The organism is Anaeromyxobacter sp. SG64, from assembly GCF_022690745.1.
GTDB classification, from domain to species: Bacteria; Myxococcota; Myxococcia; order Myxococcales; family Anaeromyxobacteraceae; genus Anaeromyxobacter; species Anaeromyxobacter soli.
The window spans coordinates 1-23,236 of record NZ_JALCZB010000073.1 but is presented as its reverse complement, the minus strand read 5'-3'; the positions used below and the strand labels follow the sequence as shown (position 1 = coordinate 23,236).

The following is a 23,236-nucleotide window of genomic DNA, read 5'->3' as shown; positions in this document are numbered from 1 at the left end:
CGGAGGAGGCGCGCGCGCACGCGTGAGCCGCGGGCGCGGCGGTGGGGCGCGGCCGTCCTCGCCTCGCCGCCGCGGCGAGTCAGCGGGCCTCGTCCGGCGGCGCGCCCGCCGGCGTGCCCATGAGGTCGCGCGTCCCGCCTCGGGCGGCGAACGCGACCCCGAGCAAGGCCACAGGCACGACGTGCACGAGGTGGAAGCCGAGCGCGTAGGCGAGGGCGAGCTCCCGGTCGACGCCGAGCGCCTCCAGCGCGACGACGGCCGCGAGCTCGAAGACGCCGGCGTTCCCCGGCGAGACCGACACCGCCGAGGAGAGCGTCGTCGCCACCACCATGAGCACCGCCACCGTGAGCGAGGCGGGCATGTGCAGCGCGGGGAGGCAGAGGAGCGCGACGAGCGTCTCCGCCGTCCAGCCGAGGAGCGCGGCGGCGAGCGATCTCGCGACGACGCGCGGGTCGCCCGCCGCCGTGAGGCCGCTCCTCAGGCGCGCCCAGGTCCGGGCGAGCCACCCCGCGTGCGCGGCGGCCCCCTCGCGCCGCGCCAGGAGCGCCGCGAGGGCGGCGGCGGCGGTCGCGACGGCGAGGGTGGACCACGCGGCGGAGCGAGCCCAGCCGGGCAGGGGCGCGAACAGGCCGAAGAGCCCGAGCCCGCCCAGGAAGGCGAACGAGGCGGTGAGGTGATCGAGGCCGACGGTGGCGAGGAGCGTGGCGGTGGGGCTCCCGCTCGCGCGCGCGTGCAGGTGGGCGCGGGCGGGGTCGGCGGCGCGCGCCGGCAGCACGAGGCCGAGCGCGTAGCCGCCGACGAGGGCGCGGAAGCTCGCGCCGTAGGTCGCGCGTGGCGCCACGGGACGGACGAGCACGTGCCAGCGCAGCGCCTGCGCCGCGAGCCCGCCCACGTTCGCGAGCGCCGCCGCGAGGAGCAGCGCCGGGTCGGCGCCGGCGAGCGCGCGCGCGACGCCCCGGACGTCGGCGTGACGCAGCCCGAGCGTCACCAGGAGGGCCAGGACGGCGAGCCCGCCGAGCCGCGCGGCGAGGCCACCGCCCGCGGCGCGCGGAGATCGCTCGAGCCGGTCGAGCGTCACGAAGCGAAACCCCGCGGCGCGCCAGCGGCGGACGAGCTCGGGGATCGCCTCGGCCGTCTGCTCCCGGCGTCGCGCCGGCGCGGGGTCGCGCTCGCCGGCCGCCTCGCCGGCGCCGTCGTGGAGCAGCAGGATCTCGCCGCCGCGCATCCGGGCGCAGGCGCGATCCGCGATCGCCGCGGCGCCCGGCCGCTCCGTGTCCCAGACGCCGCGCGTCCACGCGACGAGCACGAGGCCGCGTCTCCGCAGGGCCCGGCGGAGCAGCGCCGACTTGAAGCCGTGCGGCGCGCGGAAGAACGGCGCCGGCTCGACCCCCGCCGCGCGGATCGCGGCGGCGCCGCGGTCGAGCTCCGCCGCGAGGGTGGCCGGCCCCGCGAGGTGGAGCTTCACGTGGCCGTGGCCGTGCTGTGCGACGAGGTGCCCACGCCGGGCCGTCTCGCGCACGAGCTCGGGGGCCGCCTCGGCGGCGCGGCCGAGCACGAAGAAGGTGGCCTTCACGCCGGCGCGGTCGAGGGCGTCGAGCACCGCGCCCGTGTCCGGCCCCGGCCCATCGTCGAAGGTGAGGGCGACCTCGGGGCGATCGCGGCGCCCGGCGCGCAGGCTCGTCCCGCCGGGATCGAACGACGGCCACAGCGCGTCGGCGGCGGCCGCGGCGAGCGCGAGGGTGACCGCCGCGAGCCCGAGCCCCGCAAATGGGCTGCCGCGCACGGCGAGGAGCGCGGCGCCGCCGAGGAGGGCGGCGAGCGCGGCGACGGCGACCGCGAGGAGGGCCTGCTTGCGGAGCGGCATCGGGTCCCCGGAGAATCCTATACGACGGCGCGCGCGATCACCCGAGGTGCCGCTCAGGCCGCGCCGACCGCGCGGTACAGCTCGAGCACCTGGCGCGCCACCCGCGGCCACGCGTACCGCGTCGCGGTGAGCTTGCCGCGCGCACCGTAGGCCGCCGCGAGCGCGCGGTCCGACGCGAGCCGCGCGAGCGCGCGCGCCCACGCCGCCGGGTCGGCCGGCGGGAGGAGCTCTCCCTCGCGCTCGTGCTGCATGACCTCCCGGAAGCCGGCGATGTCCGACGCCAGGACGGGCTTCCCGGCGCTCATCGCCTCGAGGAGCGTCACCCCGAACGACGCGATGCGGGTGGGCGCGCAGTAGACGTCCGCGGTCGCGTACCAGTCCGGCCGGTCGTCACGGGAGACGCCCGCGAACACGATCTCGTCGCGGAGCTCCGGCGGGACCCGGTCCTCGTAGCGGCCGCGGAGCGGACCGTCCCCGACGACGAGGAGCCGCGCGGGCAAGGAGCGGCGGAGGAGGGCGAACGCCTCGATCATCACGTCGAGGCCGTTGCGCGGCTCGAGCCGCCCCACCCAGAGCACGTTGAGGCGTCCGTCGTCGAAGCGTTCGAGCCGCTGGCCCGAGCCGAAGCGCTCCGTGTCCACGCCGTTCGGGATGATGCGGAAGCTGGCGCGCAGCCGCTGCTCGTACGGCCCTGCCGCCGCGTGGGACACCGCGACGGCCGCGTCGAGCCGCTCGAGGTAGCGGCGCTGCCAGAGCTGCGTGAGCGCCCAGGCGCGGCCGGGGCGGAAGTTCGTGTGGAAGGTCCCGACCACCGGGCAGCGCGCGTGGTGGATCGCGAGCCAGGGGAGGACCGGGGTGAGCGGGCAGTGCACGTGCACGACGTCGAACCGCTCCCGCTCGAGCGTCTCGCGCACCGTCCGGGAGAGGCCATAGCCGACGGACACGCGTCCGAAGCCGCCGTTCAGGTACAGCGGGACGCTCCGCCCCACGCGCAGCACGTCCGGTGCCTCGGCGACGCCCGGGCCGCCGGCGGCGCCGGCCGCGGCGAGATCCGGCATCTCGCTCGTGACGATGCGCGCGACGTGGCCGAGGCGGCGCGCCTCGCGGGCGAAGTGGTGGACGTGCTCCTGAACGCCGCCGATGCTCGGGTAGTAGTACTCGGTGACGATGCCGATGCGCATTCGGGGGCTCAGGCCTGCGAGGCGCGGCGGTCGGTGGGCGGCGTCGGGGCGACCGCGTCGCCCGGGTGCAGCTCGCGGCCGAGCGGGCGCCGGCGCCGGAGGATCGGGAGCATCGCGGCGCTCGCTCCCAGGAAGGCGACGACGTCCATCCACGCGACGCGGGCGACCGCGCGGACGACGCGCGCGCGCGCCCAGCGCCGCGAGCGCGGCGGCGGGGCAGGGGCTCGAGGATCGGCGGGTGACATGGTCACCGAGCGTAAGATGTGGCGCTCGCGCCGGCACGTCACGGAGAAGCCGGCCGAGTGGGTTGCGGCCGATCGAGCGGCGTGGCCCCGCCCGAGCGGTCGGGGTCGGGGAGAACGGGGACGGTTCGCGCCCGCGGCGGGGAGATTCTCCCCGACGAGGGACGCCGCCGCTGCCCGGAGGGGGCGCGGGCTCCTGGCGAGCAGTCCACCGCGTGCGGGAACGCGCGCGCCGGTTGACGCCTGCGACAAATCGGATTAAGTCGGGTTCATAAGTTGAACGGAGATTCATCGAATGACCCGCTCCTCAGTCCACCCCCGCCTGCGCGACCGCCTCCGCGAGGAGACCAGCCGCGCCATCCTCGAGGCGGCGGAGCAGGAGTTCGCGGGCGAGGGGCTGCACGCCGCGCGCATGGAGCGGATCGCCGCTCGGGCCGGCGTCGCGGTGGGCACCCTCTACAACCACTTCGCGGATCGCGAGGCGCTGCTCGGCGCGCTCGCGCGCTCGCGGCGCGAGCGGCTGCTCGCCCGCGTCGACGCGGCGATCGCGGCCGTGAGGGGCGAGCCGGTCGCGACCCAGCTCCGCGCCTACCTCGAGGCCGTCAGCGAGCACGCGGCGGCCCATGGGCCGTTCCTCACCGTGCTCGTGCAGGCGGGCGAGGGGCCGGCGCGGGCGCGGCCGGCGCGGCTCGGCGACGAGCTCACGGCGCGGGTCGAGGCCGTCGTCCGGCGGGCGATCGCGTCCGGAGAGCTCCGGAAGGACGAGGCCGGCGTGTTCGCGCTCGCCTTCGTGGGCATGGTCCGGATCGTGCTCACCCGCACCATCGAGGAGCACGCACCCTTCGATCGCGCGGCGGCCGCGCTGCTCGAGCTCTTCCTGGAGGGAGCACGCCGGTGAGCACCGCCACGCTCTCCGCGCCGATGGCCGCCGCCCGGCCGGTGCCGAACAAGTGGCTCGTGACCGTCTCGGTGACGTTCGGGACGCTCATGGGCGCGATCGACTCGTCGATCGTGAACGTCGCGCTGCCGCAGATCCGCGGGGCCGTCGGGGCGACGGTCCAGGAGATCACCTGGATCACGACCGGCTTCGTCATCGCGACGGTCATCGTGATGCCCCTCACGGCGTTCCTCGGCCGGCTCTTCGGCCAGAAGCGCGTGTACCTGGCGAGCCTCGTGCTCTTCCTCGCCGGGTCGGCGCTGTGCGGCGTCGCCTCGAGCCTCCCCGAGCTCGTCCTGTTCCGCGCGCTCCAGGGGCTCGGGGCGGGGGCGCTGCAGCCCACCGAGCAGGCCATCCTGCGCCAGACCTTCCCGCCGAAGGAGCAGGGAATGGCGATGGCGCTCTTCGGGATGGCCGTGATGGTCGGCCCCGCGATCGGCCCGACGCTGGGCGGCTACATCGTCGACAACTATCACTGGTCGTGGATCTTCTTCATCAACCTGCCCGTCGGCGCGCTCGGCCTGTTCATGGTCTGGCAGTTCGTGCAGGAGCCGGAGGACATCCGCGCCGCGAACGCCGCCGCGGCGGCCGAGCAGCGGCGGAACCTCGACTGGCTCGGCATCGCGCTCCTCGCCGTCGGCCTCGCCGCCCTGCAGTTCTTCCTCGAGGAGGGCCAGCAGGAGGACTGGTTCCAGTCCGGGCTCATCGTCGCCGCCGCGGCGGTGGCGGTCGTCGGCCTCGCGCTGTTCGTGTGGCGCGAGCTCACCGCGAAGGCCCCCGCCGTGAACCTCCGCCTCTTCAAGGATCCGGTCTTCACCTCCGGGACCCTGATCGGCGCGGTGATGTTCTCGATCCTCATGGCGAGCATGTTCCTCCTGCCGCTCTTCATGCAGGAGCTGCTCGGGTTCACCGCGATGCAGTCGGGGCTCGCGCTCATGCCCCGCGTGCTCGTCATGATGGCGGTGACGCCGATCGTGGGGCGGCTCTACGGCAAGGTGTCGGCGCGGCTCCTCATCGCGATCGGGGTGCTCCTCGTCGCCTACGGCGCCTTCGCGGTGTCGCACGTGACGCTGGCCACCTCCGCCGCGGGCATCACCCACGCGATCCTGGTCCAGGGCGTGGGGTTCAGCTTCCTGTTCGTGCCCCTCACCACGGTCGCGCTGTCGAACGTCCCGCGCATGCGGCTCGCGGACGCGACGGGCCTGAACTCGCTGCTCCGCCAGGTGGGCGCCTCGATGGGCCTCGCGGTGTTCGCGACCTTGCTCTCCCGCTACGGCGTCCACGCGCGCGCCGCCGTCGCGAGCCACCTCACGGTGGACCGGCCCGAGGTGCAGTCGCGCCTCGCGCAGCTCGCGGCGGGGTTCCAGCAGCGCGGCTTCGACCCGGTCGCCGCGCGCGAGGCCGCGCTCCGCGCCCTCGACGGCATCGTCCGGCGGCAGGCGATGGTGCTGTCCTTCGAGAAGGTGCTGCTCCTCACCGGCCTCCTCTTCCTCTGCGTCCTGCCGCTGCTCTTCTTCCTCAAGGCCAGGCGTGGCTCCGGCGAGCCGGTGCACGTCGAGATGGAGATGTAGAAGATGACCCCTTCCGATCCGAAGCTCCACGAGGTCAGGCCGCTCCCCGCGGCGCCTCCCCCGGCGGCCGCCGCGCCCGCTCCGGGGCGATCGCGGCGCCGCGTGATCCTGGGCGGCGCCGCCGTGGCGCTCCTGGTCCTCGGCGGGTTCGCCGGCTGGGAGTACCTGCACCGCGGGGACGAGGTGACGGACGACGCGCAGGTCGAGGCGGACGTGGTCGCCCTCGCGGCGCGCGTCGGCGGTCCCGTCGCCGAGCTGCTCGTGAAGGACGACGCCCCGGTGAAGGCGGGCCAGCCCATCCTGCGGCTCGACCCCGCCGACTACGAGCTGCGCGTCCGGCAGGCCGAGGCGGAGCTCGCGACCGCGCGCGCCCAGGGTCAGGCCGCCGACGCCCAGGTGGGCGCCGCCCGGGCCACCGTCACCCGCGGGGAGGCCGAGGCGGAGAAGGCCCTGTCGGACCTGCGGCGGGCCGACGAGCTCAAGAAGGGCGAGGCCATCGCGGCGAGCCAGTACGACGCGACGCGCGTGTCGAGCGAGACCGCGCGTGCGGGCGCCGGCGCGAACCGCGCGCAGTACGCCGCCGCGCTCGCGAACGCCGAGCTCGCCCAGGCGCGCGAGAAGAGCGCCGAGGCCGCGCTCGCGCTCGCGAAGCTCCAGCTCGGCTACACGGAGGTCCGCGCTCCCGCCGACGGCGTCGTCTCGCGGCTCGGCGCGCGCGTCGGCCAGATCGTGGCGCCCGGACAGGTGCTGGGGCAGCTCGTGCCGGATCGCACCTACGTCGTCGCGAACTTCAAGGAGACGCAGACCGGCGCGCTCCGCCCCGGGCAGAAGGTGGAGGTCGAGGTGGACGCCTACTCGGGCCGGACGATCGAGGGGCGAGTCGAGAGCATCTCCGGCGGCACCGGCGCGCGCTTCGCGCTGCTCCCGCCGGACAACGCCTCCGGCAACTTCGTGAAGGTCGTCGAGCGCGTGCCCGTCCGGATCGCCTGGGTGTCTCCTCCGCCGGACCTCTCGCTCCGCGCGGGCCTCTCCGCGGTCGTGACGGTCCACACGCGCTGAGGGGAGGCGGAGGCGGGCGTGGTCGCGTCCGCGGGGGGCGGGGTCGAGGTCGGGGTCGAGGGTCGCCGGTCCTACTGCGCCGTGTACCCTCCGTCGATCACCGCGGCCGCCCCGGTGATGCCCGCGGCGCCGTCGCTCGTGAGGAACAGCGCGTAGTCGGCCACCTCGCGCGGAGTGAGCAGCCGCCTGAGCGGCACGAGGGGGTAGATGACCTCCTCGAGGACGCGCTCGAGCGGCACGCCGCGCGTGCGGGCGAGGTCCGCCAGCTGGTTCCGGACGAGGGGGGTCTCCACGTAGCCCGGGCAGAGGGCGTTCACGGTGATGCCGTGCGGGGCGCCCTCGAGGGCCGCGACCTTCGTGAGCCCGATGAGGCCGTGCTTCGCGCTGTTGTAGGCGGACTTTCCCGCGAAGCCGACGAGGCCGTTCACCGACGCGATGTTCAGGATCCGGCCGAAGCCCTGGCGCTTCATCACCGGGAAGGCGTGCTTCGTCGCGAGGAACGGCGCGACGAGCATCACGCGCAGGAGCAGCTCGAAGCGCTCGGTGGGGAACTCCTCGATGGGCGCGACGTGCTGCAGCCCCGCGTTGTTCACGAGCACGTCGAGGCGCCCGTCCTCGGCGACCACCTCCTCGAGGACGGCGCTCACCTCCGCCTCGCTCGTCACGTCGCAGGCGACCCCGCGCACCGCGAAGCCGCCCTCGGCGATCGCGCCCGCCGCCGCGGCGGCGGCGGGGCCGTTCAGGTCCGCGAGCGTCACGCGCGCGCCCGCCTGCGCGAGCTGTGTCGCGATCTCGAGCCCGATGCCGCTCGCGGCGCCGGTCACCACCGCGATGCGTCCCTGGATCTCCACCGTCATGGCTTCCCTCCGATGAACGAGCGGCGCACCAGCGCGCGCACCTCGCCGACGATGCCGCGCCGGAACGCGAGCACGCACGCAACGAACACCGCGCCGGTGATGACCGTCACCCACGATCCCACGTCGGCGAGGTAGTTCTCGAGGGTGACGACGAGCAGCGCTCCGACCGACGGACCCAGCACCGTCCCCATGCCGCCGAGCAGCGTCATGAGCACGACCTCGCCGGAGCGGTGCCAGTGGACGTCGGAGAGCGACGCGAACTGGAGCACGACCGCCTTGAGCGACCCTGCGAGGCCCGAGAGGGCGGCCGAGAGGACGAACGCGAGCAGCTTGTAGCGCGCGACGTCGTAGCCGAGCGACAGCGCCCGCGGCTCGTTCTCGCGGATCGCGCGGAGCACGTGGCCGAAGGGCGAGTGGATGGCCCGCTGGATGAGCCAGAAGCCGGCGAGGAACGCCGCGTAGACGAAGTAGTAGGTCGTGATCGGCCCGTCGAGCGCGAGGACGCCGAGCGCCTTGCCGCGGGGGATCCCCTGCAGCCCGTCCTCGCCCCCGGTCCAGGGCAGCTGGACGACGAGGAAGTAGACGAGCTGCGCGAAGCCGAGCGTGATCATCGCGAAGTAGATCCCGGAGCGCCGGATCGCCAGGGCACCGAACACGAGCCCGAGCAGGGTCGCGACCGCGGTGCCCGCGAGGACGCCGAGCTCCGTCGGCAGCCCCCAGGTGCGCAGCGTGATCCCCGTGACGTAGGCCGCGGAGCCGAGGAACGCCGCGTGGCCGAAGGAGAGGAGCCCGGCGTAGCCGAGCAGGAGGTTGAACGCGCTCGCGAACAGAGCGAGGCAGAGCACGTTCATCGCGAAGACCGGGTAGACGAGGTACGGCGCGGCGAGGCCCACGAGCACCATCGCCGCCCACGCCCAGGCCCGCAGCGCGCGGCCGCTCATCGCTGCCTCCCGAACAGCCCGGCCGGGCGGACGAGCAGGACGAGCGCCATCACCACGAACACGACCACGCTCGAGGCCTCCGGGTAGAGGTAGCGCGTGAGCCCCTCCACGAGCCCGATGCCGATGCCGGTGAAGATCGAGCCCGCGATGGAGCCCATGCCGCCGATCACGACCACCGCGAACACCACCATGATGACCGAGCTCCCCATGAGCGGGGTCACCTGGTAGACCGGCGCCGCCATCACCCCGGCGAAGGCCGCGAGCGCCACGCCGAAGCCGTAGGTGAGCGTGAACATGAGCGGCACGTTGACGCCGAAGGCCTGCAGGAGCCTCGGGTTCTCCGTGCCCGCCCGCAGGTACGCGCCGAGCTTGGTCCGCTCGATGACGAACCAGCTCGCCGCGCACACGACGACGGACACGACCACCACCCAGGCCCGGTAGAGGGGCAGGTACATGAACCCGAGGTTCACGCCGCCCCGGAGGGCGGCGGGCACCGGGTAGGTGCTCCCGGAGTTCCCGTAGGCCTGGTGGAACAGGCCCTCGGCGATGAGCGTGAGGCCGAAGGTGAGGAGGAGGCCGTACAGGTTGTCGAGCCCGTACAGCCTCCGCAGGAGCAGCCGCTCCACGGCGACGCCCACGAGGCCCATCGCCGCGGGCACGAGCAGGAGCGCCCAGAAGTAGCCGACCCCGAGGTACGTCGTCGCCATCCACGCGGCGAAGGCGCCCATCATGTACTGCGCGCCGTGCGCGAAGTTCACGACGTTGAGCAGCCCGAAGATGATCGCGAGCCCCAGCGACAGGAGCGCGTAGAACGACCCGTTGATGAGGCCGACGAGGAGCTGCCCGAAGAGCGCCTGCATCGCGCGACGCTACTTCTTCATCACCGCGGGCGAGGCGGACTTCGCGAGCGGGCAGGCCTGCTGCTCGACGGTCGGGAACGCCTCGGCGGCCGGGATCGTCTTCACGATCTCGTAGTAGTCCCAAGGCTTCTTGGACGCGCCCGGCGCCTTCACGCGGGCGAGGTACATGTCGTGGCGGAGGAGCCCGTCGGGCCCGATGCGCGCGTTCTTGGCGAAGAAGTCGTTCACCGGCGTGGCCTTCATCTTCGCCATCACCGCGTCCGCGTCGTCGGTGCCCGCCGCCTGCACCGCCTTCAGGTAGTGCATGACCGACGAGTACACGCCCGCCTGGACCATGGTCGGCATCTTCTTGTGCTTAGCGAAGAAGCGCTCCGACCACTTGCGCGTCTCGTCGTTCATGTCCCAGTAGAACGCGGTGGTGAGGTACATGCCCTTCGCGGTGTCGAGCCCGAGGCTGTGGACGTCGGTGATGAAGACGAGCAGGCCCGCGAGGCTCTGCTTGGGCGTGACGCCGAACTCGTTCGCCTGCTTGATGCAGTTCACGGTGTCGGCGCCGGCGTTCGCGAGGCCGACGATCTTCGCGCCGGACGACTGCGCCTGCAGCAGGTAGCTCGAGAAGTCGGTCGTGCCCGGCGAGGGGTGCCGGGCGAACCCGAGCACCTTGCCGCCCGCGGCCTTCACCACCTTCGTGGTGTCCTCCTCGAGCGAGCGGCCGAAGATGTAGTCGGCCGTGACGAAGTACCAGGTGTCGCCGCCCTGGCGCACCACCTCGCGCCCCGTGCCGTTCGCGAGCGCCCAGTTGTTGTACGTCCAGTGGACGTTGTAGGCGGTGCACTTCTCGCCGGTGAACGCGGTCGTGCCCGGGCCGGAGAGCAGGGTGATGCGCTTCTTCTCCGCGGCGACGGGCATGACCGCGCCCGCCGTGGACGACGAGACCAGGTCGGCGATCACGTCCACCTGCTCCTGGTCGAACCACTTGCGGGCGGTGTTGGAGGCGACGTCCGCCTTGAGCTGGTGGTCGGCCGAGACGAGCTGGACGGGCTTGCCGAGGACCTTGCCGCCGAAGTCCTCGATGGCCATCCGCGCGGCGAGCACGGAGCCCGGGCCGGCGAGGTCGGAGTAGTAGCCCGTCATGTCGGTGAGGACGCCGATCTTGACGACGCCGTCCGAGACCTTGTCGGCGGCGAGGGTGGGCGCCGCGAGCAGCGCGGCGAGGCAGCAGGCGACTCGGGGGATCCGGCTCATGTGCCCTCCTTCGTGGTTGGGCGGCGCTAGACGCCCAGGAAGCGGTGCAGCGACTCCAGCTTTCCCGGGAGCTCGTCCCGGGTGATCGTGTCCACCACGCGCCCGCGCTCGAGCAGCACGTGACGGTCCGCGAGCGGGGCGACGAAGCGGAAGTTCTGCTCGACCAGGATCACCGTGAACCCGCGGTCGCGGAGCGCGCGCACGGCGCGCCCGAGGGCCTGCACGATGACGGGCGCGAGCCCCTCGGTGATCTCGTCGAGGAGGAGCAGCCGCGCCCCGGTCCGGAGGATCCGGGCCATCGCGAGCATCTGCTGCTCTCCGCCGGAGAGCCGCGAGCCGGGGCTCCTCCGGCGCTCCCGGAGGTTCGGGAACATCTCGTAGATCTCCTCGAGCGACATGCCCCCCGAGCGGACGACCGGCGGGAGCGTCAGGTTCTCCTCCGCCGTGAGGCTCGCGAAGATGCCGCGCTCCTCGGGGCAGAACCCGAGGCCGAGCTGGACGATGCGGTGGGTCGGCAGCCCGATGGTCTCGTGCCCGCTCACCATGATCGAGCCCGTGCGCCGCCCCACGAGCCCCAGGATGGCCTTGAGGGTGGTCGTGCGCCCGGAGCCGTTCCTGCCGAGGAGCGTGACGAGCTCGCCCGCGCTCACGGCGAAGTCGACGCCGTGCAGCACGTGGGACTCTCCGTAGAACGCGTGGAGGCCCGCGAGGCGCAGGAGCTCGGGGCGCGCGGGCTCGATCACGGGGTCGCTCCGATGTACGCCTCGAGGACGGCGGGATCGCGCGAGACCTCGTCGTAGCTCCCCTCCGCGAGCACCGCGCCGCGCGCGAGCACCGTCACGCGCCGCGCGAGGTCCTGCACCACCGAGAGGTTGTGCTCGACGAGCAGCACCGTCCGACCGGCCGCGACGCGCCGGATGAGCGCGACCACGCGGCCCACGTCCTCGTGGCCCATCCCCTGGGTCGGCTCGTCGAGGAGCAGCAGCTCCGGATCGAGGGCGAGCGTGGTCGCAAGTTCGAGGGCGCGCTTGCGCCCGTAGGGCAGCTCGACCGCGACGGTGTCGCGGTCGGCCTCGAGCCCGACCGCCGCGAGGAGCTCGACGGCGCGCGCCTCGAGCGCGTCCAGCGTCCGCTCCGAGCGCCAGAAGTGGAAGGAGGTGCCGAGCGGACGCTGCAGCGCGACGCGCACGTTCTCGAGGGCGGTGAGCGCCGGGAACACCGCGGACATCTGGAAGGACCGGACGATGCCGCGCCGCGCCACCTCGGCGGGCCGCGCGTGCGTGACGTCGTCCCCCTTGAACAGGATCGCGCCGCGCGTCGCAGGGAGGAACCGGGTGAGGAGGTTGAAGACCGTCGTCTTGCCCGCACCGTTCGGGCCGATGAGCGCGTGGATGCTGCCGCGCGCGACGCGCAGCGACACGCCGTTCACGGCGACGAAGCCGGCGAACTCCTTCACGAGGTCGCGCGTCTCGAGGATCGTCTCCTCGGGCATCCGGCCTCCGGCGTGGAACCCAGGTGGAGAGCGAACCTTTACAGCTTGTGGGGTGCGCCGAAACGCCCCAGGGGGAGGGGAGGGTTCTCGATGGCCGCAGGAAGGAGGTCCGCGCGCGGCCCGGCGACGCGGCGCGTCTAGAGCAGTCGCGCAGCAGCCTCTCCGGCGATCCCGCTCGAGAAAAAACGCGCGGGCCCGGAGGCCCGCGCGCGATGCACGCCGTCCTGTGAAGGTCGGGCCGGCAGCAGCCGGCCCGACCGCGCCGTCAGGGCACGACGGGGTAGCAGAGCGTGGCGCCGGTCGTGCCGAACGACGCCGACACCGACTTCGCCGCCGTCATCGTGACGGTGCACGTCCCCGTCCCGATGCACCCTCCGCCCGACCAGCCCGCGAAGGTGTCGCAGGTGGAGCTGGGCGAGGCGGAGAGCGTCACCGTGGTGCCGGTGTCGATCGCCGCCGTGCAGCCGTCGGGCGAGCCCGACGTGCACGCGATGCCGGGCCCGCTCACCGTGCCGTGCCCCAGCCCCGTGGGCGTCACGGTGAGCGTGAACGTGGCGGGCTGGAACGTCGCGGTCACGGTCTTCGCGCTCGTCATGGTGACGGAGCAGCTCGCGCCGTCGACGGCCGTGCAGCCCGACCAGCTCTTGAAGATCGAGCCGGGGGCGGCCGCGGCGAGGAGCGTGACGGTCGCGCCGTTCGCGACGGTCGTCGAGCACCCCGTCGTCGCGCCGGGGGCGCAGGAGATCCCCGGCCCGCTCACGGTTCCGCTCGCGCCGTACGTCCCCGTGACGGTGACGGTGAGCGGGTACTCGCTCGGCATGAACGACGCGGTCACCGTCTTCGCGGCCGCCATGGTGACCGTGCAGCTCGTGCCGCTCACGGAGGTGCAGTTCGCCCAGCTCTTGAAGAGCGAGCCGGCGGCGGGCTCGGCGACGAGCGTGATCGTGTCGCCGTTCGCGACCGAGGTGGTGCAGCCGGTCGTCGCGCCGGGCGTGCAGCTGATGCCCGGGCCGCTCACCGACCCGCTCGCGCCCGACGTGCCGGTGATGGAGACCGTGAGCGGGAACTCGCTCGGCTGGAACGTCGCCGTCACCGTCTTCGCGGCCGTCATGGTGACGTTGCAGCTCGTGCCGCTCACGGAGGTGCAGTTCGTCCAGCTCTTGAAGATCGAGCCGGCGGCGGGCTCCGCGACGAGGGTGATCGTGGTCCCCGTCGCGACCGAGGTGGAGCAGCCCGTCGTCGCGCCCGGCGTGCAGGTGATGCCCGGGCCGCTGACGCTGCCGCTCGAGCCGTACATGTTCGAGATGGAGACGGTGAGCGGGTACTCGCTCGGCTGGAACGTCGCGGTCGCGGTCTTCGCGCTCGTCATGGAGACCGAGCAGGTCGCGCCGTCGACGCTCGTGCACCCGGCCCAGCTCTTGAAGATGGAGCCGGCGGCGGGCTCGGCGACGAGCGTGACGGTGGCGCCGTTGGCCACCATCGTCGAGCAGCCATCCGTCGCGCCAGGCTGGCACGCGATGCCAGGACCGCTCACGGAGCCGCTCGCGCCCGAGACGCCCGAGACCGCGACCGAGAGCTTGTACTGGGCCGGCTCGAAGTAGGCCGTGGCGGTCTTGGCGCTCGTCATGGTGACGGTGCAGGTGGCGCCGTCCGAGGTGGCGCACCCGCTCCACCGCCTGAAGATCGAGCTCGCGTCGGGCGTGGCGGTGAGCGTCACCGTCGCGCCGTTCGCGATCATGGCGGAGCAGCCGTCCGTGGATCCCGTGGTGCAGGCGAGCCCGGCGCCCGTGACGGTGCCGCCGGCGTTCGTCCCGGACGTCGTCACGGTGAGCTTGTACTGGGCGGGCTCGAAGTAGGCCGTGGCGGTCTTGGCGCCCGTCATGGTGACGGTGCAGGTGGCGCCGTCGTAGGTCGTGCACCCGCTCCAGCGCTTGAACACGGACGTCGCGTCGGGCGCCGCCGTGAGGATGACGGTGTCGCCGTTCCCGACGATGGCCGAGCAGCCCGCCGTGGAGCCCGTCGTGCAGCTCAGCCCGGGGCCCGTGACCGTCCCGCCCGCGCCGCCGGAGCCGGAGGTCGTGACGGTGAGGGGATACGTGCTCGGCTGGATCACCGCGTTCACGTTCTTCGCGGAGGAGACGGTGACGGAGCACGTGTTGCCGGACGAGCTCGTGCACCCGCTCCAGCTCTTGAACACCGAGCTCGCGTCGGGCGTGGCGGTCAGGGTCAGCACCGTGGACGGCGTCGTGTTGGCCACCACCGCGGAGCAGCCGGTGGTGGAGCCCGTGGTGCAGGAGATGCCCTCACCGGTGATGGTGCCGACGCCGCCGCCGGAGCTGCTCACCTTCACCGTGTAGGTCGAGGGCTGGAAGCTGGCGGTCACCGTCTTCGCGGCGCTCATCGTGAGCGTGCAGTCGCCGAGACCCGTGCACCCGCCGGTCCAGCCCTTGAACACGGCGTCCGTGCCCGGCGCGGCGCGCAGGGTGACGGAGTCACCGCTCGCCACGAGCGCGGTGCAGCCCGTGGTGGAGCCGGTGGTGCACGCGATCGTGCCCGTCCCCACGGGACCGGTGGCGCCGCCGCTCACCGTGCCGGTCGCTCCGCCGATGTTGGACACGGTGAGCTTGTAGCCCGGGACGAACGTCGCGGTGACCGACTGCGCGGCGCTCATCGGGACGACGCAGGTCCCCGTCCCCGAGCAGGCGCCGGACCAGCCCGCGAACACGGAGGTGGCGCTGGGCGTGGCGGAGAGCGTCACGACCGTGCCCTCGACGAGGTCCGCCGCGCAGGTCGCGCCGCAGGCGATGCCGGCCGGATCCGAGGTGACGTCCCCGGTCCCGGCCCCCGCCCGCGTGACGGTGAGCGCGTACAGCGGAGAGAACTTCGCGATGGCGAGGCGAGACTCGTCCACCGTCAGCGTGCAGGGCCCGAGCCCCGCCTCGGCGCAGGCGCCGGACCACCCGACGAACGCCGAGCCGGCCGCCGCCGAGGGCGTGAGGGTGACCACCGTGGGCGCGTCGAACATCGCGGCGCAGGTCGCGCCGCAGTCGACGCCCGCCGGCTCGGAGACGACGGACCCCGAGCCGTTCCCGATGAGCGAGGCCGTGAGCTCCGCGCGGACCGTGATCGCCTGCGTCCGGACGCGCGAGACGGTGGTGAGGGGGTCGACGGCCAGCAGGGCGTCGAACGCGACGAGCACGCGGCCCGCGCGGTCGGAGGAGACGGAGGTCGTGACCCCACCCGTGCCCGTCCCGACGAGGAAGCCCGAGGGGTCGATCACCGCGCCTGCGCTCGTGACGCGAGCCGCGTAGACGTCGAACGCGGTGCCGCTGCGGCGGTCGTGCCACGCGACCACGTAGTACGCCCCCTCGAAGCCGACGTCCGGCGTCTGCTGTGCGTCCGCCGCGGCGGCGATCGCGAGGCCGGACGCGTCGAGCACTTGGCCGGACGCGCTGACGCGGCTGCCGAACACGTCGCTCGTCCCCGAGCGCGTGTCGTTCCAGGCCACGAGGAAGCCGCTCCCGTCCGAGGCGATCGCCGGGCGGCCCTGGCTGCTGCCCGCCAGCGAGATCGGCAGGCCGTCGGGGTCCGTCACGGTGGAACCGGCCACGCGCGCGCCGTACACGTCAGGTCTACCCGCGCGGCCGTCGCGCCACGCCACGAGGCAGGTGCCGGTCGCGCACGCGACGGCGGGCTGCGTCTGGTGCAGCGGCGCCCCGGAGATGACGAGGTCCGTGGCGAGGACCGTGCCGTCCGGTGCGACGCGCGCGCCGCGCACGTCGCCGAAGCCGGTCCGGCGGTCCTCCCAGACCACGAGGTAGCTCGTGCCGTCGAAGGCCACCGCGGGCTCGACCTGATGATCGAGCGCGGTGCTGATCGGGATGCCGCCCGGATCCAGGACCGTTCCGTCCGGCGTGACGCGCGCGCCGTAGACGTCGCGCCCGGTGGCGCCGCGCGAGTCCTGCCAGACCACGAGGTAGTTCGCCCCGTCGAACGCCACGCTCGCCTCGACCTGGTCGCCGGCGGCCGCGGAGATGACGATCGGCGCGGAGCCGAGCACGACGCCGGCCTTGCTCACCCGCGCGCCGTACAGATCCTGGCCGGTGCCGCCCCGCGCGTCGGACCAGACCACGAGGTGGTTCGTCCCGTCGGACGCGGCGGCGGGCGCGGCCTGGGAGCCGGTGGGAGGCGGGAACACGTCCGCGCCCGTCTGGTTCACCACGGCGAAATCGGTCGATTCCAGCGCGGCGGGTGCCGGGTCGCCCGCGCCGTTGCACGCGAGCAGCGCGACCACCCACAGCAGCGACAGCAGCGAGAGCTTCCCCCTCATGACGCACTCCTCCCTTTCGGAGCGCCGACCGAGATCCCCGGTTTGGGTGATCCCTTGTCGGTGACGGCGCACCCTAAGTGGACAATTCACGACATGTCCTGATCCCGAACGGGGTGAGTCTAACGTGACCTGCGACCGTAAGGGAAGAGTGCCGGGTCGCCGCGTGGTTGCTGAGAGGCAAATCCGCGTGGGTGATATCGCCCAGCAACCTTTAGTGAACGCCGGGAGCGTCCGGATCCGCACGAGAACGGGCCGACGCGCGCGTCACGCCGCGGCGCCGCGGCGGGCCGCTCCGGGGACGTGGATTCACGCTGGGTGATTTACACCGAACGTCTCGAGCGCGCAGGCCGGACGGCCGCGCGAGGTTCACGCGTCGCGAAGCTCGGACCTAGCCGGAGAACGCCTCGTCGATGCGCCGCAGCACCTCGGGCGCGAGCTTCACGCCGGACGCCCTCGCGTTCTCCGTCACCTGCTCGGGCCGCGAGGCGCCGATGATCGCGGACGAGACCTCCCGACGTCGGAGCACCCACGCGAGCGCGAGCTGGGAGAGCGTGATCCCGAGCTCGGCCGCGATCGGCCGGAGCCGCTGCACGCCCTCCAGGACGCGGTCCTCGAGCCGCCGCTGGATGAAGGTGCCCATCGTCGCGCTCGCCGCGCGCGAGCCGGGGGGGACGGCGGCGCCGGGCGCGTACTTCCCGGTGAGGATCCCCTGCGCGAGCGGGGACCAGACGATCTGGCCGATCCCGTTCGCCGCGCACAGCGGGAAGATCTCCGCCTCCGGCTCGCGCCAGAGGATCGAGTACTGCGGCTGGCTCGACACGAAGCGCTCGCCGGGGAGCGCCAGCGCCGCGCGGACCTGGTCCGCGCTCCACTCCGAGAACCCCAGGTAGCGGGTCTTGCCCTGCCGCACCGCCTCGGTGAGCGCCGCCATCGTCTCCTCGAGCGGGGTCTCCGGGTCGTAGCGGTGGCACTGGTACAGGTCGACGTGGTCGAGGCGGAGGCGCCGGAGCGAGGCGTCGAGCTGCTTGCGGATCTGCGCGGCGGACAGGCCGCGGTCCGTCTCGGACATGGGAAAGTAGAGCTTCGTCGCGAGGACGTAGGAGTCGCGCGGCACGCCCCGGAGCACCTCCCCGAGGAGCTCCTCCGCCCGCCCGCCGGAGTAGACGTTGGCGGTGTCGATGAAGTTGATGCCCGCCTCGAAGGCGGCGCGGACGCAGCCCTCCGCCTCCGCGCGCGCCACGCCGCCGCCGTAGGTGAGCCACGAGCCGAGCGAGATCTCCGACACGACGAGGTCGCTGTTGCCGAGCTTGCGGTACTCCATCGGTTCCCCTCCGTTGCCGGGCGGCTCCTGCGCGGGCGCCCACGCGGGCGCGGCGCAGAGCGTTCCGAGCCATGAATACGACGCGGAGCGGGCCGACGCACGCATCGTGACCGCGAGGCCCGCGACCCGATGGAGCGGCGAGCCTCCGCGCCTTGACGCGCCGCCCGCCCGCCGCTAGACGAGCGGGTGCATGTCGTCCATCGCCTGCCATCGCCCGCGCCCTTCCGCGCACCCGCAGCCGCGGCGGCAGGTGGCCCCGCGCGCGCCGGGCTCGGCGCGCGCTCGCGAGACGGCCTGCCTCCTCGCCCGCGCCTCGCGCTCCCCGCTGTAGCGAGGGCGAGGCGCCACCCCGGCAGCGTCCCCCGACCGGCGCGTCACGCGCCGGATCCAAGCCACCCCCCGTCGCCCCCGCGCTGGCCGCGCGGGCGACCTCCGAAGGAGCCGTCATGTCCGCGCCCGTCCGCAAGCCCATCCACGTCCTCCGCGCCGATCTCGACCGCCTGCGCGCGCTCGTCGACCAGCACCTCGCGAGCCGCGACGCCGCCGCCGCCGAGCAGCTCGACGCCGAGCTCGACCGCGCGATCCCGGTGGAGGTCGCGCCGCCCGACGTCGTCACGCTCGACGCGCGCGTCGCGTTCGTGGACGAGGCGACGGGGGTGCGTCGCGAGGTCGTGCTCGTCTACCCGCGGGACGCCGACGCCTCCTCGGGCCGCATCTCGGTGCTCGCGCCCATCGGCGCGGCCCTGCTCGGGCTCGCCGTCGGCGACGACATCGCCTGGCCACTGCCGGACGGGCGCGTCGCGCGGCTCCGCATCCTCTCGGTCGCGCAGCCCGCCCAGGCGTCAGCGGCTCCCGCCTCGGCCTGAGCCCTCCGGCGGGTCGCCGATCTGCGCGCGGTACGCGTCGCCGCCGAGCGTGCGATCGAGGATCGGGAAGAGGACGTGCTCCTCGAGCTCGAAGTGCGCGAGCACGACCCCGAGCAGGCGATCCGCGTGCCGGACGAAGGCGCGCGGGTCGCCACCCGCCCGCCGCGCGAGCTCCGCGCTCCAGCGGTGGATGATGTCGTGCTCGTAGCGCATCGACGCGCTGAACGCGGCGGGGCCCTCGCAGGCGTACTTGTCCACGACGGGGTGCAGGGTGCGCTCCTCCCAGGCGAGGTGCGGCCTGAGGCACGCGTCGAGCGCGCTCACGACGGCGCGCATCTCGGCGACGGCGGCGTCCACCTCCAGGCCGGCGAGCGCGCCGACGCGATGGTCTATCGCCGCCAGGGTCTCGCGCAGGCGGGCGCGCTGCGCGCGGAGCGGAGCGGTGACCGCCGGGGGCGACGTGCTCAGCACCGGGCTCCCCGCGCCGCGACGAACCGCGGCATGAGGACGTGGTTCTCGAGGTGGACGTGGCGGAGCACGTCGCCCTCGAGCGCCTCGAGCTCGCTCATGAGGACCCGATAGGAGGAGCAGGCCCACTCCGGCGTCGCGTACCCGTCGGCGAGCGCCCGCATCCGCGCGAGCAGCGTCCCGACCGCGACGTGCTCCTCGTACATGCGCTCGAGCTCGCGGCGGACGAGCGCCGGGTCCGGGCTGCGCGACATGAGCGCCGGGAAGAGCACCTGCTCCTCGTCGTCGAGGTGCGGCTCGAGGGCGTCCGCCAGCTCCGCGAAGGTGAGGCGAAGCTCCTCGAGCTTCTCGTTCCTCGGCCCGTGGACGCGGGCGACCTTGTCCGCGAGGGGGGCGATGAACGGGATCGCCCGCCTCAGGTAGGCGTGGTGGTGCGAGACGATGTGAGCCACGAGCGCGGGGACCGGGAGCGAGCGGGGGTCCGCCTCGAGCGAGGCCTCGCCGCTCGCCGGGAGGGCTGCCTCGAGCTCCGCGAACACCGCGTCGGGGTCGAGCTCCCGGCCCGCGCAGGCCTCCGGGAGGGTGACGTTCCCGTGGCAGCAGAAGTCGATCTGGTGCTTCTGGAAGACGCGGGCGGCGACGGCGTGGTCGGCGACGATCTGGGCGACGGTGGCGCTGCGGTCGAGGTGGGGCATTTCGGTCGTGTTTCCTTTCGGGGCTCCCGAGGAGCACGCGGCGTGCCGCGCGGGAACGCTCGCCGATCGCGCGGTTGTGGGGCGTCGCGGGCGCCGTTAAGCACCGGATTGGAACACCATGGAACGCTCCCTGCCGCCGCTCCACGTGCACGACGCCTGCGAGGTCTGCGGGCTCGACACCGTCGTCCCGCGCATCGCGCGCACGGCCCACCTCGTCGCCGAGGGTCCCGCCATGCAGGCGGCCCTCCGTCGCGCCCACGACTTCGCGGACTCCGACGCGCCGGTGGTGGTGCTCGGCGAGAGCGGCACCGGGAAGGAGGTCGTCGCGCGCGCCCTCCACGCCGCGAGCCCGCGCGGCGCCCGGCCGTTCGTGCCGGTGAACGTGGCGGCCCTTCCGGCGGAGCTGCTCGAGTCGGAGCTGTTCGGGCACGTGCGCGGCGCGTTCACCGGCGCGACCGCCGAGAAGGAGGGGCTCTTCGAGGCGGCCGACGGTGGGACGCTCTTCCTCGACGAGATCGCCGAGATGCCGCTCGTCCTCCAGGCCAAGCTCCTGCGGGCGCTCGAGGACGGCGAGATCCGGCGCGTGGGCGACACGCGCGCGTTCGGGGTGGACGTCCGGATCGTCTGCGCGACGCACCGCGACCTCCCCCAGCGCGTGGCGGAGGGCCGCTTCCGCGAGGATCTCTACTACCGCCTCAAGGTGCTCGTGCTCCGGCTGCCCCCCCTGCGCGAGCGGCGCGAGGACGTCCTCCCCCTCGCGCGCCAGTTCCTCTCGGCGGAGCGGCGCCCTCCCGCGGGCCTCGCGCCGGACGCCGAGCGGCTGCTCCTCGCCTACGCGTGGCCTGGCAACGTCCGCGAGCTCCAGAACGTGATGCGCCACGCGGCGGTGCTCGCCCGCGGCGGCGAGATCCGGCCCGAGCACCTGCCCGAGGAGCTCCTGCGCCCCGCCGCCCGCGCGGAGTCGCCGGCGCGCACGCTCGCCGAGGTCGAGCGCGAGCACGTGCTGCGGGTCCTCGAGGCGTGCGGCGGCTCTCAGGTCGAGGCGGCGCGCGCGCTCGGCATCGGCCGGAACACGCTCTGGCGGAAGCTGCGGGCGTACCGCGAGGGCGAGCGGTAGAGGCCGAGGGCCCGCCTGCCTTGACGGCGGGCCGGGACTCGCTCATGTTGCGCGGCCCATGCCCGTCCTCGGTGGTGCCGTCACGTTCGCCCGGTTCCGGTGGGAGCCGGGCAAGAAGCCTCCCTCAGACACCCGGCGCTGGCTCGCGAAGGGGCTCGCCTCGGGCGCCTTCGAGCCGCTCGATCCCGCCAAGGGCGACGAGGAGCGCGCCGCAGGCTTCGTGGAGCTGGAGGATCAGGACGCGACCTCCTTCGCCTCGATCATCCAGGGCGAGTACGCGCTCTTCGCCTTCCGCGTCGACACGCTCAAGGTGCCGGCCGCGGCGCTGCGCGTCGAGCTGGAGCGCTGGCGCGTGGCGTTCGAGAAGGAGCACGGCCGCCCGCCGGCGAAGCGCGAGAAGGCCGAGCGCAAGGAGGCGGTGCGCCACCTGCTCCGCCAGCGCGCGACCCCCAGCTCGCACGTCCACGACGTCAGCCTGAACCTGAAGGCCGGCCAGGTGCAGATCTGGGCCGCCTCCCGCAAGGCGGTGGACGAGGTCGTGGCCGCGCTCGAGACCGCCCTCGAGGTGAAGCTCGCGCCGCTCACCCCGGCCGCGCTCGCCGCCAGGGCAGGGACCCCGGACGCCGCGCTCGCGCCGACGCCGGAGCTCGTGGGCCTCGAGTCGTCGCGGCGGGAGGTGAGCGATGTCGAGGCGTGAGCAGGCGCGGACCGACGCGGCCTTCCAGCGCGGCGCCGCGGGCGTGGACGGGCTCCCCACCGAGGAGGAGCGCCGCGACGAGGCCGAGGTCGAGAAGGACAAGGCGCGCGAGCAGCTCCTGCGCGGCCGCACGTACCTCGGGCGCGAGCTGCTGACGTGGCTCCTGTGGCGCTCGGAGTCGACGGAGCCCGTGATCGAGCTCGACGGGGCGGGGGTGACGGTCGTCTTCGTCGGCCGGCTCACGCTCCGCGGCATCGCGGGCGACGTGACCGAGCTCGTGGCGCGGGGCGCGCTCGCGCCGTACTCGGCCCAGGTTCGCCGCGCGCTCGACGCCGGCCTGCTCGTGCACCAGGCGCGCGTGCGGCTCGAGCACGCGGAGCGGGTGTACGAGGCGACGCTCGACGCCGAGTTCCTGGACGTGCGCGCCGCGAAGCTGCCCGAGCTCCTCACCGAGGAGGAGGACGATCGGCTGCTCGAGCGGCTCGAGCTCGCCGAGCGGCTCTCCGCGATCGTGGACGCGCTCACCGGCGCCTTCCTGGACGTCCGCACGAGCCGCACCTGGCGCAAGCGGGTTGCGACACTCAAGACGTGGATGCGCGCGGGCGAGGAGGCCTAGCCTCGCCTAGAGCCGTCGCCGGTCGAAGCGGTTCGCCGACGCCCCATCGGCAAGAAGACGAGCTCGCTGCCGAAACTTTTCACGCGATGACGGCTCGCATCGCCTGTGAAAAGACATCCGCTCACGTGGAAGGGGCTCGCCCTCGCGGCGCTCGCCGCGCTCGCGGCGCTCCCCGCCGGCGCCGCCGGGGCATCGCCCGTCACCATCCAGGAGGCGATCCGCGCCGCCTGGCAGGAGAACGCCGGCCTCAAGGCCTCGTCCGCCCAGGTGGAGGCCGCGCGCGCGGAGGCGGCGCGCGCCCGCGCCGGACACCTCCCGACGCTCTCGCTCTCCGGCCGCGGCGTCCGCACCGACGAGCCGATGATGGCCTTCGGGCTGAAGCTCGACCAGGCTCGCATCGGCCAGGCGGACTTCGATCCCGCGCGGCTCAACCACCCCGACGCGGTGGGGGGCTGGGGGGCGAGCGCCGCCCTCAACCTCCCGGTCTTCACCGGGGGCCGCGTGGCGGCGGGCTCGCGCGCCGCCGGCGCCATGGCCGGCGCCGAGGCGGCGAGCCACGAGCGCCGCCGCCTCGAGACCGCCGCCGCCGTCGTGGAGGCCTACTTCGGCGCGCAGGTCGCGGAGGAGGGCGTCCGCTACGCCGAGGACCTCCTCGCGCAGGCGAAGGAGACCGAGCGCTTCGTGCGCCAGCGGAACGCGCAGGGGCTCGCGCTCGACGCGGACCTCGCCCGCGCCTCCGCGTTCCGCGCCCAGGCGGAGGCCGAGCGCGCCGCCGCGCTCCAGCGTCGCGCCTCCGCCCGCTCCGGGCTCGCGCTCGTGGCCGGCGACGCGGTCGGGACGGCCGAGCTCGCGACCCCCGTCGCGGCCCTGCCGCCGC

21 protein-coding genes are annotated in these 23,236 nt (G+C 74.1%); 8 read left to right on the top strand and 13 right to left on the bottom strand.

Going from position 1 to position 23,236, the window contains the following annotated elements; genetic code table 11:
- Nucleotides 1-79: 79 nt before the first annotated feature.
- Genes MNZ29_RS18040 through MNZ29_RS18030 form a run of 3 tightly spaced genes read right to left on the bottom strand, consistent with a single transcriptional unit; the run spans nucleotide 80 to nucleotide 3,290 of the window.
- A complete protein-coding gene (locus MNZ29_RS18040; RefSeq protein WP_242356189.1) occupies nucleotides 80-1,864 on the bottom strand; it encodes a lysylphosphatidylglycerol synthase domain-containing protein in 1,785 nt (594 codons plus the stop codon).
- Nucleotides 1,865-1,917: 53 nt separating this feature from the next.
- Nucleotides 1,918-3,045, bottom strand: a complete 1,128-nt coding sequence (locus MNZ29_RS18035) for a glycosyltransferase family 4 protein (protein WP_242356187.1) — start codon at nucleotides 3,043-3,045, stop codon at nucleotides 1,918-1,920.
- A gap of 8 nt (nucleotides 3,046-3,053) precedes the next feature.
- Nucleotides 3,054-3,290 (bottom strand): hypothetical protein, encoded by a 237-nt coding sequence (locus tag MNZ29_RS18030; protein ID WP_242356185.1) that lies wholly within the window; start codon nucleotides 3,288-3,290, stop codon nucleotides 3,054-3,056.
- Nucleotides 3,291-3,582: 292 nt separating this feature from the next.
- On the opposite strand from MNZ29_RS18030, the gene MNZ29_RS18025 reads away from it, so the two are divergent.
- The 3 genes from MNZ29_RS18025 to MNZ29_RS18015 are packed head-to-tail and all read left to right on the top strand — an operon-like array spanning nucleotide 3,583 to nucleotide 6,854.
- Entirely contained in the window at nucleotides 3,583-4,185 is a 603-nt protein-coding gene (locus MNZ29_RS18025) for a TetR/AcrR family transcriptional regulator (protein WP_242356183.1), read from the top strand.
- The gene (locus MNZ29_RS18020; protein ID WP_242340250.1) at nucleotides 4,182-5,795 is read left to right on the top strand and encodes a DHA2 family efflux MFS transporter permease subunit; all 1,614 of its coding nucleotides are present in this window, start codon (nucleotides 4,182-4,184) and stop codon (nucleotides 5,793-5,795) included. The genes MNZ29_RS18025 and MNZ29_RS18020 overlap by 4 nt, the downstream gene beginning before the upstream one ends.
- 3 nt (nucleotides 5,796-5,798) lie before the next feature.
- Nucleotides 5,799-6,854, top strand: coding sequence for an HlyD family secretion protein (locus MNZ29_RS18015; RefSeq protein ID WP_242356181.1), 1,056 nt, complete (start codon nucleotides 5,799-5,801; stop codon nucleotides 6,852-6,854).
- Nucleotides 6,855-6,925: 71 nt separating this feature from the next.
- On the opposite strand, the gene MNZ29_RS18010 is transcribed toward MNZ29_RS18015, so the two are convergent.
- The 8 genes from MNZ29_RS18010 to MNZ29_RS17975 all read right to left on the bottom strand — a co-directional run bounded on the left by MNZ29_RS18010 (nucleotide 6,926) and on the right by MNZ29_RS17975 (nucleotide 17,900).
- A complete protein-coding gene (locus tag MNZ29_RS18010; RefSeq protein ID WP_242356179.1) occupies nucleotides 6,926-7,711 on the bottom strand; it encodes a 3-hydroxybutyrate dehydrogenase in 786 nt (261 codons plus the stop codon).
- On the bottom strand, nucleotides 7,708-8,652 hold the full coding sequence (locus tag MNZ29_RS18005) for a branched-chain amino acid ABC transporter permease (protein WP_242340247.1): 945 nt from the start codon (nucleotides 8,650-8,652) through the stop codon (nucleotides 7,708-7,710). The genes MNZ29_RS18010 and MNZ29_RS18005 overlap by 4 nt, the downstream gene beginning before the upstream one ends.
- On the bottom strand, nucleotides 8,649-9,512 hold the full coding sequence (locus MNZ29_RS18000) for a branched-chain amino acid ABC transporter permease (RefSeq protein WP_242356177.1): 864 nt from the start codon (nucleotides 9,510-9,512) through the stop codon (nucleotides 8,649-8,651). Before MNZ29_RS18000 ends, MNZ29_RS18005 begins: the two co-directional genes overlap by 4 nt.
- Nucleotides 9,513-9,521: 9 nt before the next feature.
- Nucleotides 9,522-10,757: an ABC transporter substrate-binding protein gene (locus MNZ29_RS17995; protein WP_242340245.1), complete on the bottom strand. Its 1,236-nt coding sequence runs from the start codon at nucleotides 10,755-10,757 to the stop codon at nucleotides 9,522-9,524.
- 26 nt (nucleotides 10,758-10,783) lie between these two features.
- Nucleotides 10,784-11,500 carry an ABC transporter ATP-binding protein gene (locus MNZ29_RS17990; protein ID WP_242340244.1) on the bottom strand — a complete coding sequence of 239 codons (717 nt, stop codon included), beginning with the start codon at nucleotides 11,498-11,500 and terminating at the stop codon, nucleotides 10,784-10,786.
- On the bottom strand, nucleotides 11,497-12,249 hold the full coding sequence (locus MNZ29_RS17985) for an ABC transporter ATP-binding protein (RefSeq protein WP_242340243.1): 753 nt from the start codon (nucleotides 12,247-12,249) through the stop codon (nucleotides 11,497-11,499). Before MNZ29_RS17985 ends, MNZ29_RS17990 begins: the two co-directional genes overlap by 4 nt.
- Nucleotides 12,250-12,514: 265 nt before the next feature.
- On the bottom strand, nucleotides 12,515-16,579 hold the full coding sequence (locus tag MNZ29_RS17980) for a hypothetical protein (RefSeq protein WP_242340242.1): 4,065 nt from the start codon (nucleotides 16,577-16,579) through the stop codon (nucleotides 12,515-12,517).
- Between the two features lie 388 nt (nucleotides 16,580-16,967).
- A complete protein-coding gene (locus MNZ29_RS17975; RefSeq protein ID WP_242356175.1) occupies nucleotides 16,968-17,900 on the bottom strand; it encodes an aldo/keto reductase family protein in 933 nt (310 codons plus the stop codon).
- A 446-nt stretch (nucleotides 17,901-18,346) separates the two neighbouring features.
- Here MNZ29_RS17975 and rnk point away from each other — a divergent pair, with 446 nt between their 5' ends.
- Nucleotides 18,347-18,766 carry a nucleoside diphosphate kinase regulator gene (gene rnk, locus MNZ29_RS17970; protein WP_242340240.1) on the top strand — a complete coding sequence of 140 codons (420 nt, stop codon included), beginning with the start codon at nucleotides 18,347-18,349 and terminating at the stop codon, nucleotides 18,764-18,766.
- Here the strand turns inward: rnk and MNZ29_RS17965 are convergent.
- Entirely contained in the window at nucleotides 18,743-19,237 is a 495-nt protein-coding gene (locus MNZ29_RS17965; protein WP_242340239.1) for a hemerythrin domain-containing protein, read from the bottom strand. The two genes, rnk and MNZ29_RS17965, sit on opposite strands and share 24 nt — an antisense overlap.
- Nucleotides 19,231-19,929: an iron-sulfur cluster repair di-iron protein gene (gene ric / locus MNZ29_RS17960; RefSeq protein ID WP_242340238.1), complete on the bottom strand. Its 699-nt coding sequence runs from the start codon at nucleotides 19,927-19,929 to the stop codon at nucleotides 19,231-19,233. Before ric ends, MNZ29_RS17965 begins: the two co-directional genes overlap by 7 nt.
- A gap of 118 nt (nucleotides 19,930-20,047) precedes the next feature.
- Here ric and MNZ29_RS17955 point away from each other — a divergent pair, with 118 nt between their 5' ends.
- The 4 genes from MNZ29_RS17955 to MNZ29_RS17940 all read left to right on the top strand — a co-directional run.
- A complete protein-coding gene (locus MNZ29_RS17955) occupies nucleotides 20,048-21,046 on the top strand; it encodes a sigma-54-dependent Fis family transcriptional regulator (RefSeq protein ID WP_242340237.1) in 999 nt (332 codons plus the stop codon).
- 58 nt (nucleotides 21,047-21,104) lie between these two features.
- A complete protein-coding gene (rdgC, locus tag MNZ29_RS17950; RefSeq protein WP_242340236.1) occupies nucleotides 21,105-21,743 on the top strand; it encodes a recombination-associated protein RdgC in 639 nt (212 codons plus the stop codon).
- Nucleotides 21,730-22,359: a hypothetical protein gene (locus tag MNZ29_RS17945; RefSeq protein WP_242340235.1), complete on the top strand. Its 630-nt coding sequence runs from the start codon at nucleotides 21,730-21,732 to the stop codon at nucleotides 22,357-22,359. The genes rdgC and MNZ29_RS17945 overlap by 14 nt, the downstream gene beginning before the upstream one ends.
- A gap of 105 nt (nucleotides 22,360-22,464) precedes the next feature.
- The coding region (locus MNZ29_RS17940; protein WP_242356173.1) for a TolC family protein at nucleotides 22,465-23,236 on the top strand (772 nt) is incomplete at its 3' end.

Bases quoted from the DNA above. Each gene is read 5' to 3' on its own strand.
- MNZ29_RS18040 (WP_242356189.1), bottom strand. From the start codon at position 1,864: ATGCCGCTCCGCAAGCAGGCCCTCCTCGCGGTCGCCGTCGCCGCGCTC.
- MNZ29_RS18035 (WP_242356187.1), bottom strand. From the start codon at position 3,045: ATGCGCATCGGCATCGTCACCGAGTACTACTACCCGAGCATCGGCGGC.
- MNZ29_RS18030 (WP_242356185.1), bottom strand. From the start codon at position 3,290: ATGTCACCCGCCGATCCTCGAGCCCCTGCCCCGCCGCCGCGCTCGCGG.
- MNZ29_RS18025 (WP_242356183.1), top strand. From the start codon at position 3,583: ATGACCCGCTCCTCAGTCCACCCCCGCCTGCGCGACCGCCTCCGCGAG.
- MNZ29_RS18015 (WP_242356181.1), top strand. From the start codon at position 5,799: ATGACCCCTTCCGATCCGAAGCTCCACGAGGTCAGGCCGCTCCCCGCG.
- MNZ29_RS18010 (WP_242356179.1), bottom strand. From the start codon at position 7,711: ATGACGGTGGAGATCCAGGGACGCATCGCGGTGGTGACCGGCGCCGCG.
- MNZ29_RS18005 (WP_242340247.1), bottom strand. From the start codon at position 8,652: ATGAGCGGCCGCGCGCTGCGGGCCTGGGCGTGGGCGGCGATGGTGCTC.
- MNZ29_RS18000 (WP_242356177.1), bottom strand. From the start codon at position 9,512: ATGCAGGCGCTCTTCGGGCAGCTCCTCGTCGGCCTCATCAACGGGTCG.
- MNZ29_RS17995 (WP_242340245.1), bottom strand. From the start codon at position 10,757: ATGAGCCGGATCCCCCGAGTCGCCTGCTGCCTCGCCGCGCTGCTCGCG.
- MNZ29_RS17985 (WP_242340243.1), bottom strand. From the start codon at position 12,249: ATGCCCGAGGAGACGATCCTCGAGACGCGCGACCTCGTGAAGGAGTTC.
- MNZ29_RS17980 (WP_242340242.1), bottom strand. From the start codon at position 16,579: ATGAGGGGGAAGCTCTCGCTGCTGTCGCTGCTGTGGGTGGTCGCGCTG.
- MNZ29_RS17975 (WP_242356175.1), bottom strand. From the start codon at position 17,900: ATGGAGTACCGCAAGCTCGGCAACAGCGACCTCGTCGTGTCGGAGATC.
- rnk (WP_242340240.1), top strand. From the start codon at position 18,347: ATGTCCGCGCCCGTCCGCAAGCCCATCCACGTCCTCCGCGCCGATCTC.
- ric (WP_242340238.1), bottom strand. From the start codon at position 19,929: ATGCCCCACCTCGACCGCAGCGCCACCGTCGCCCAGATCGTCGCCGAC.
- MNZ29_RS17955 (WP_242340237.1), top strand. From the start codon at position 20,048: ATGGAACGCTCCCTGCCGCCGCTCCACGTGCACGACGCCTGCGAGGTC.
- rdgC (WP_242340236.1), top strand. From the start codon at position 21,105: ATGCCCGTCCTCGGTGGTGCCGTCACGTTCGCCCGGTTCCGGTGGGAG.
- MNZ29_RS17945 (WP_242340235.1), top strand. From the start codon at position 21,730: ATGTCGAGGCGTGAGCAGGCGCGGACCGACGCGGCCTTCCAGCGCGGC.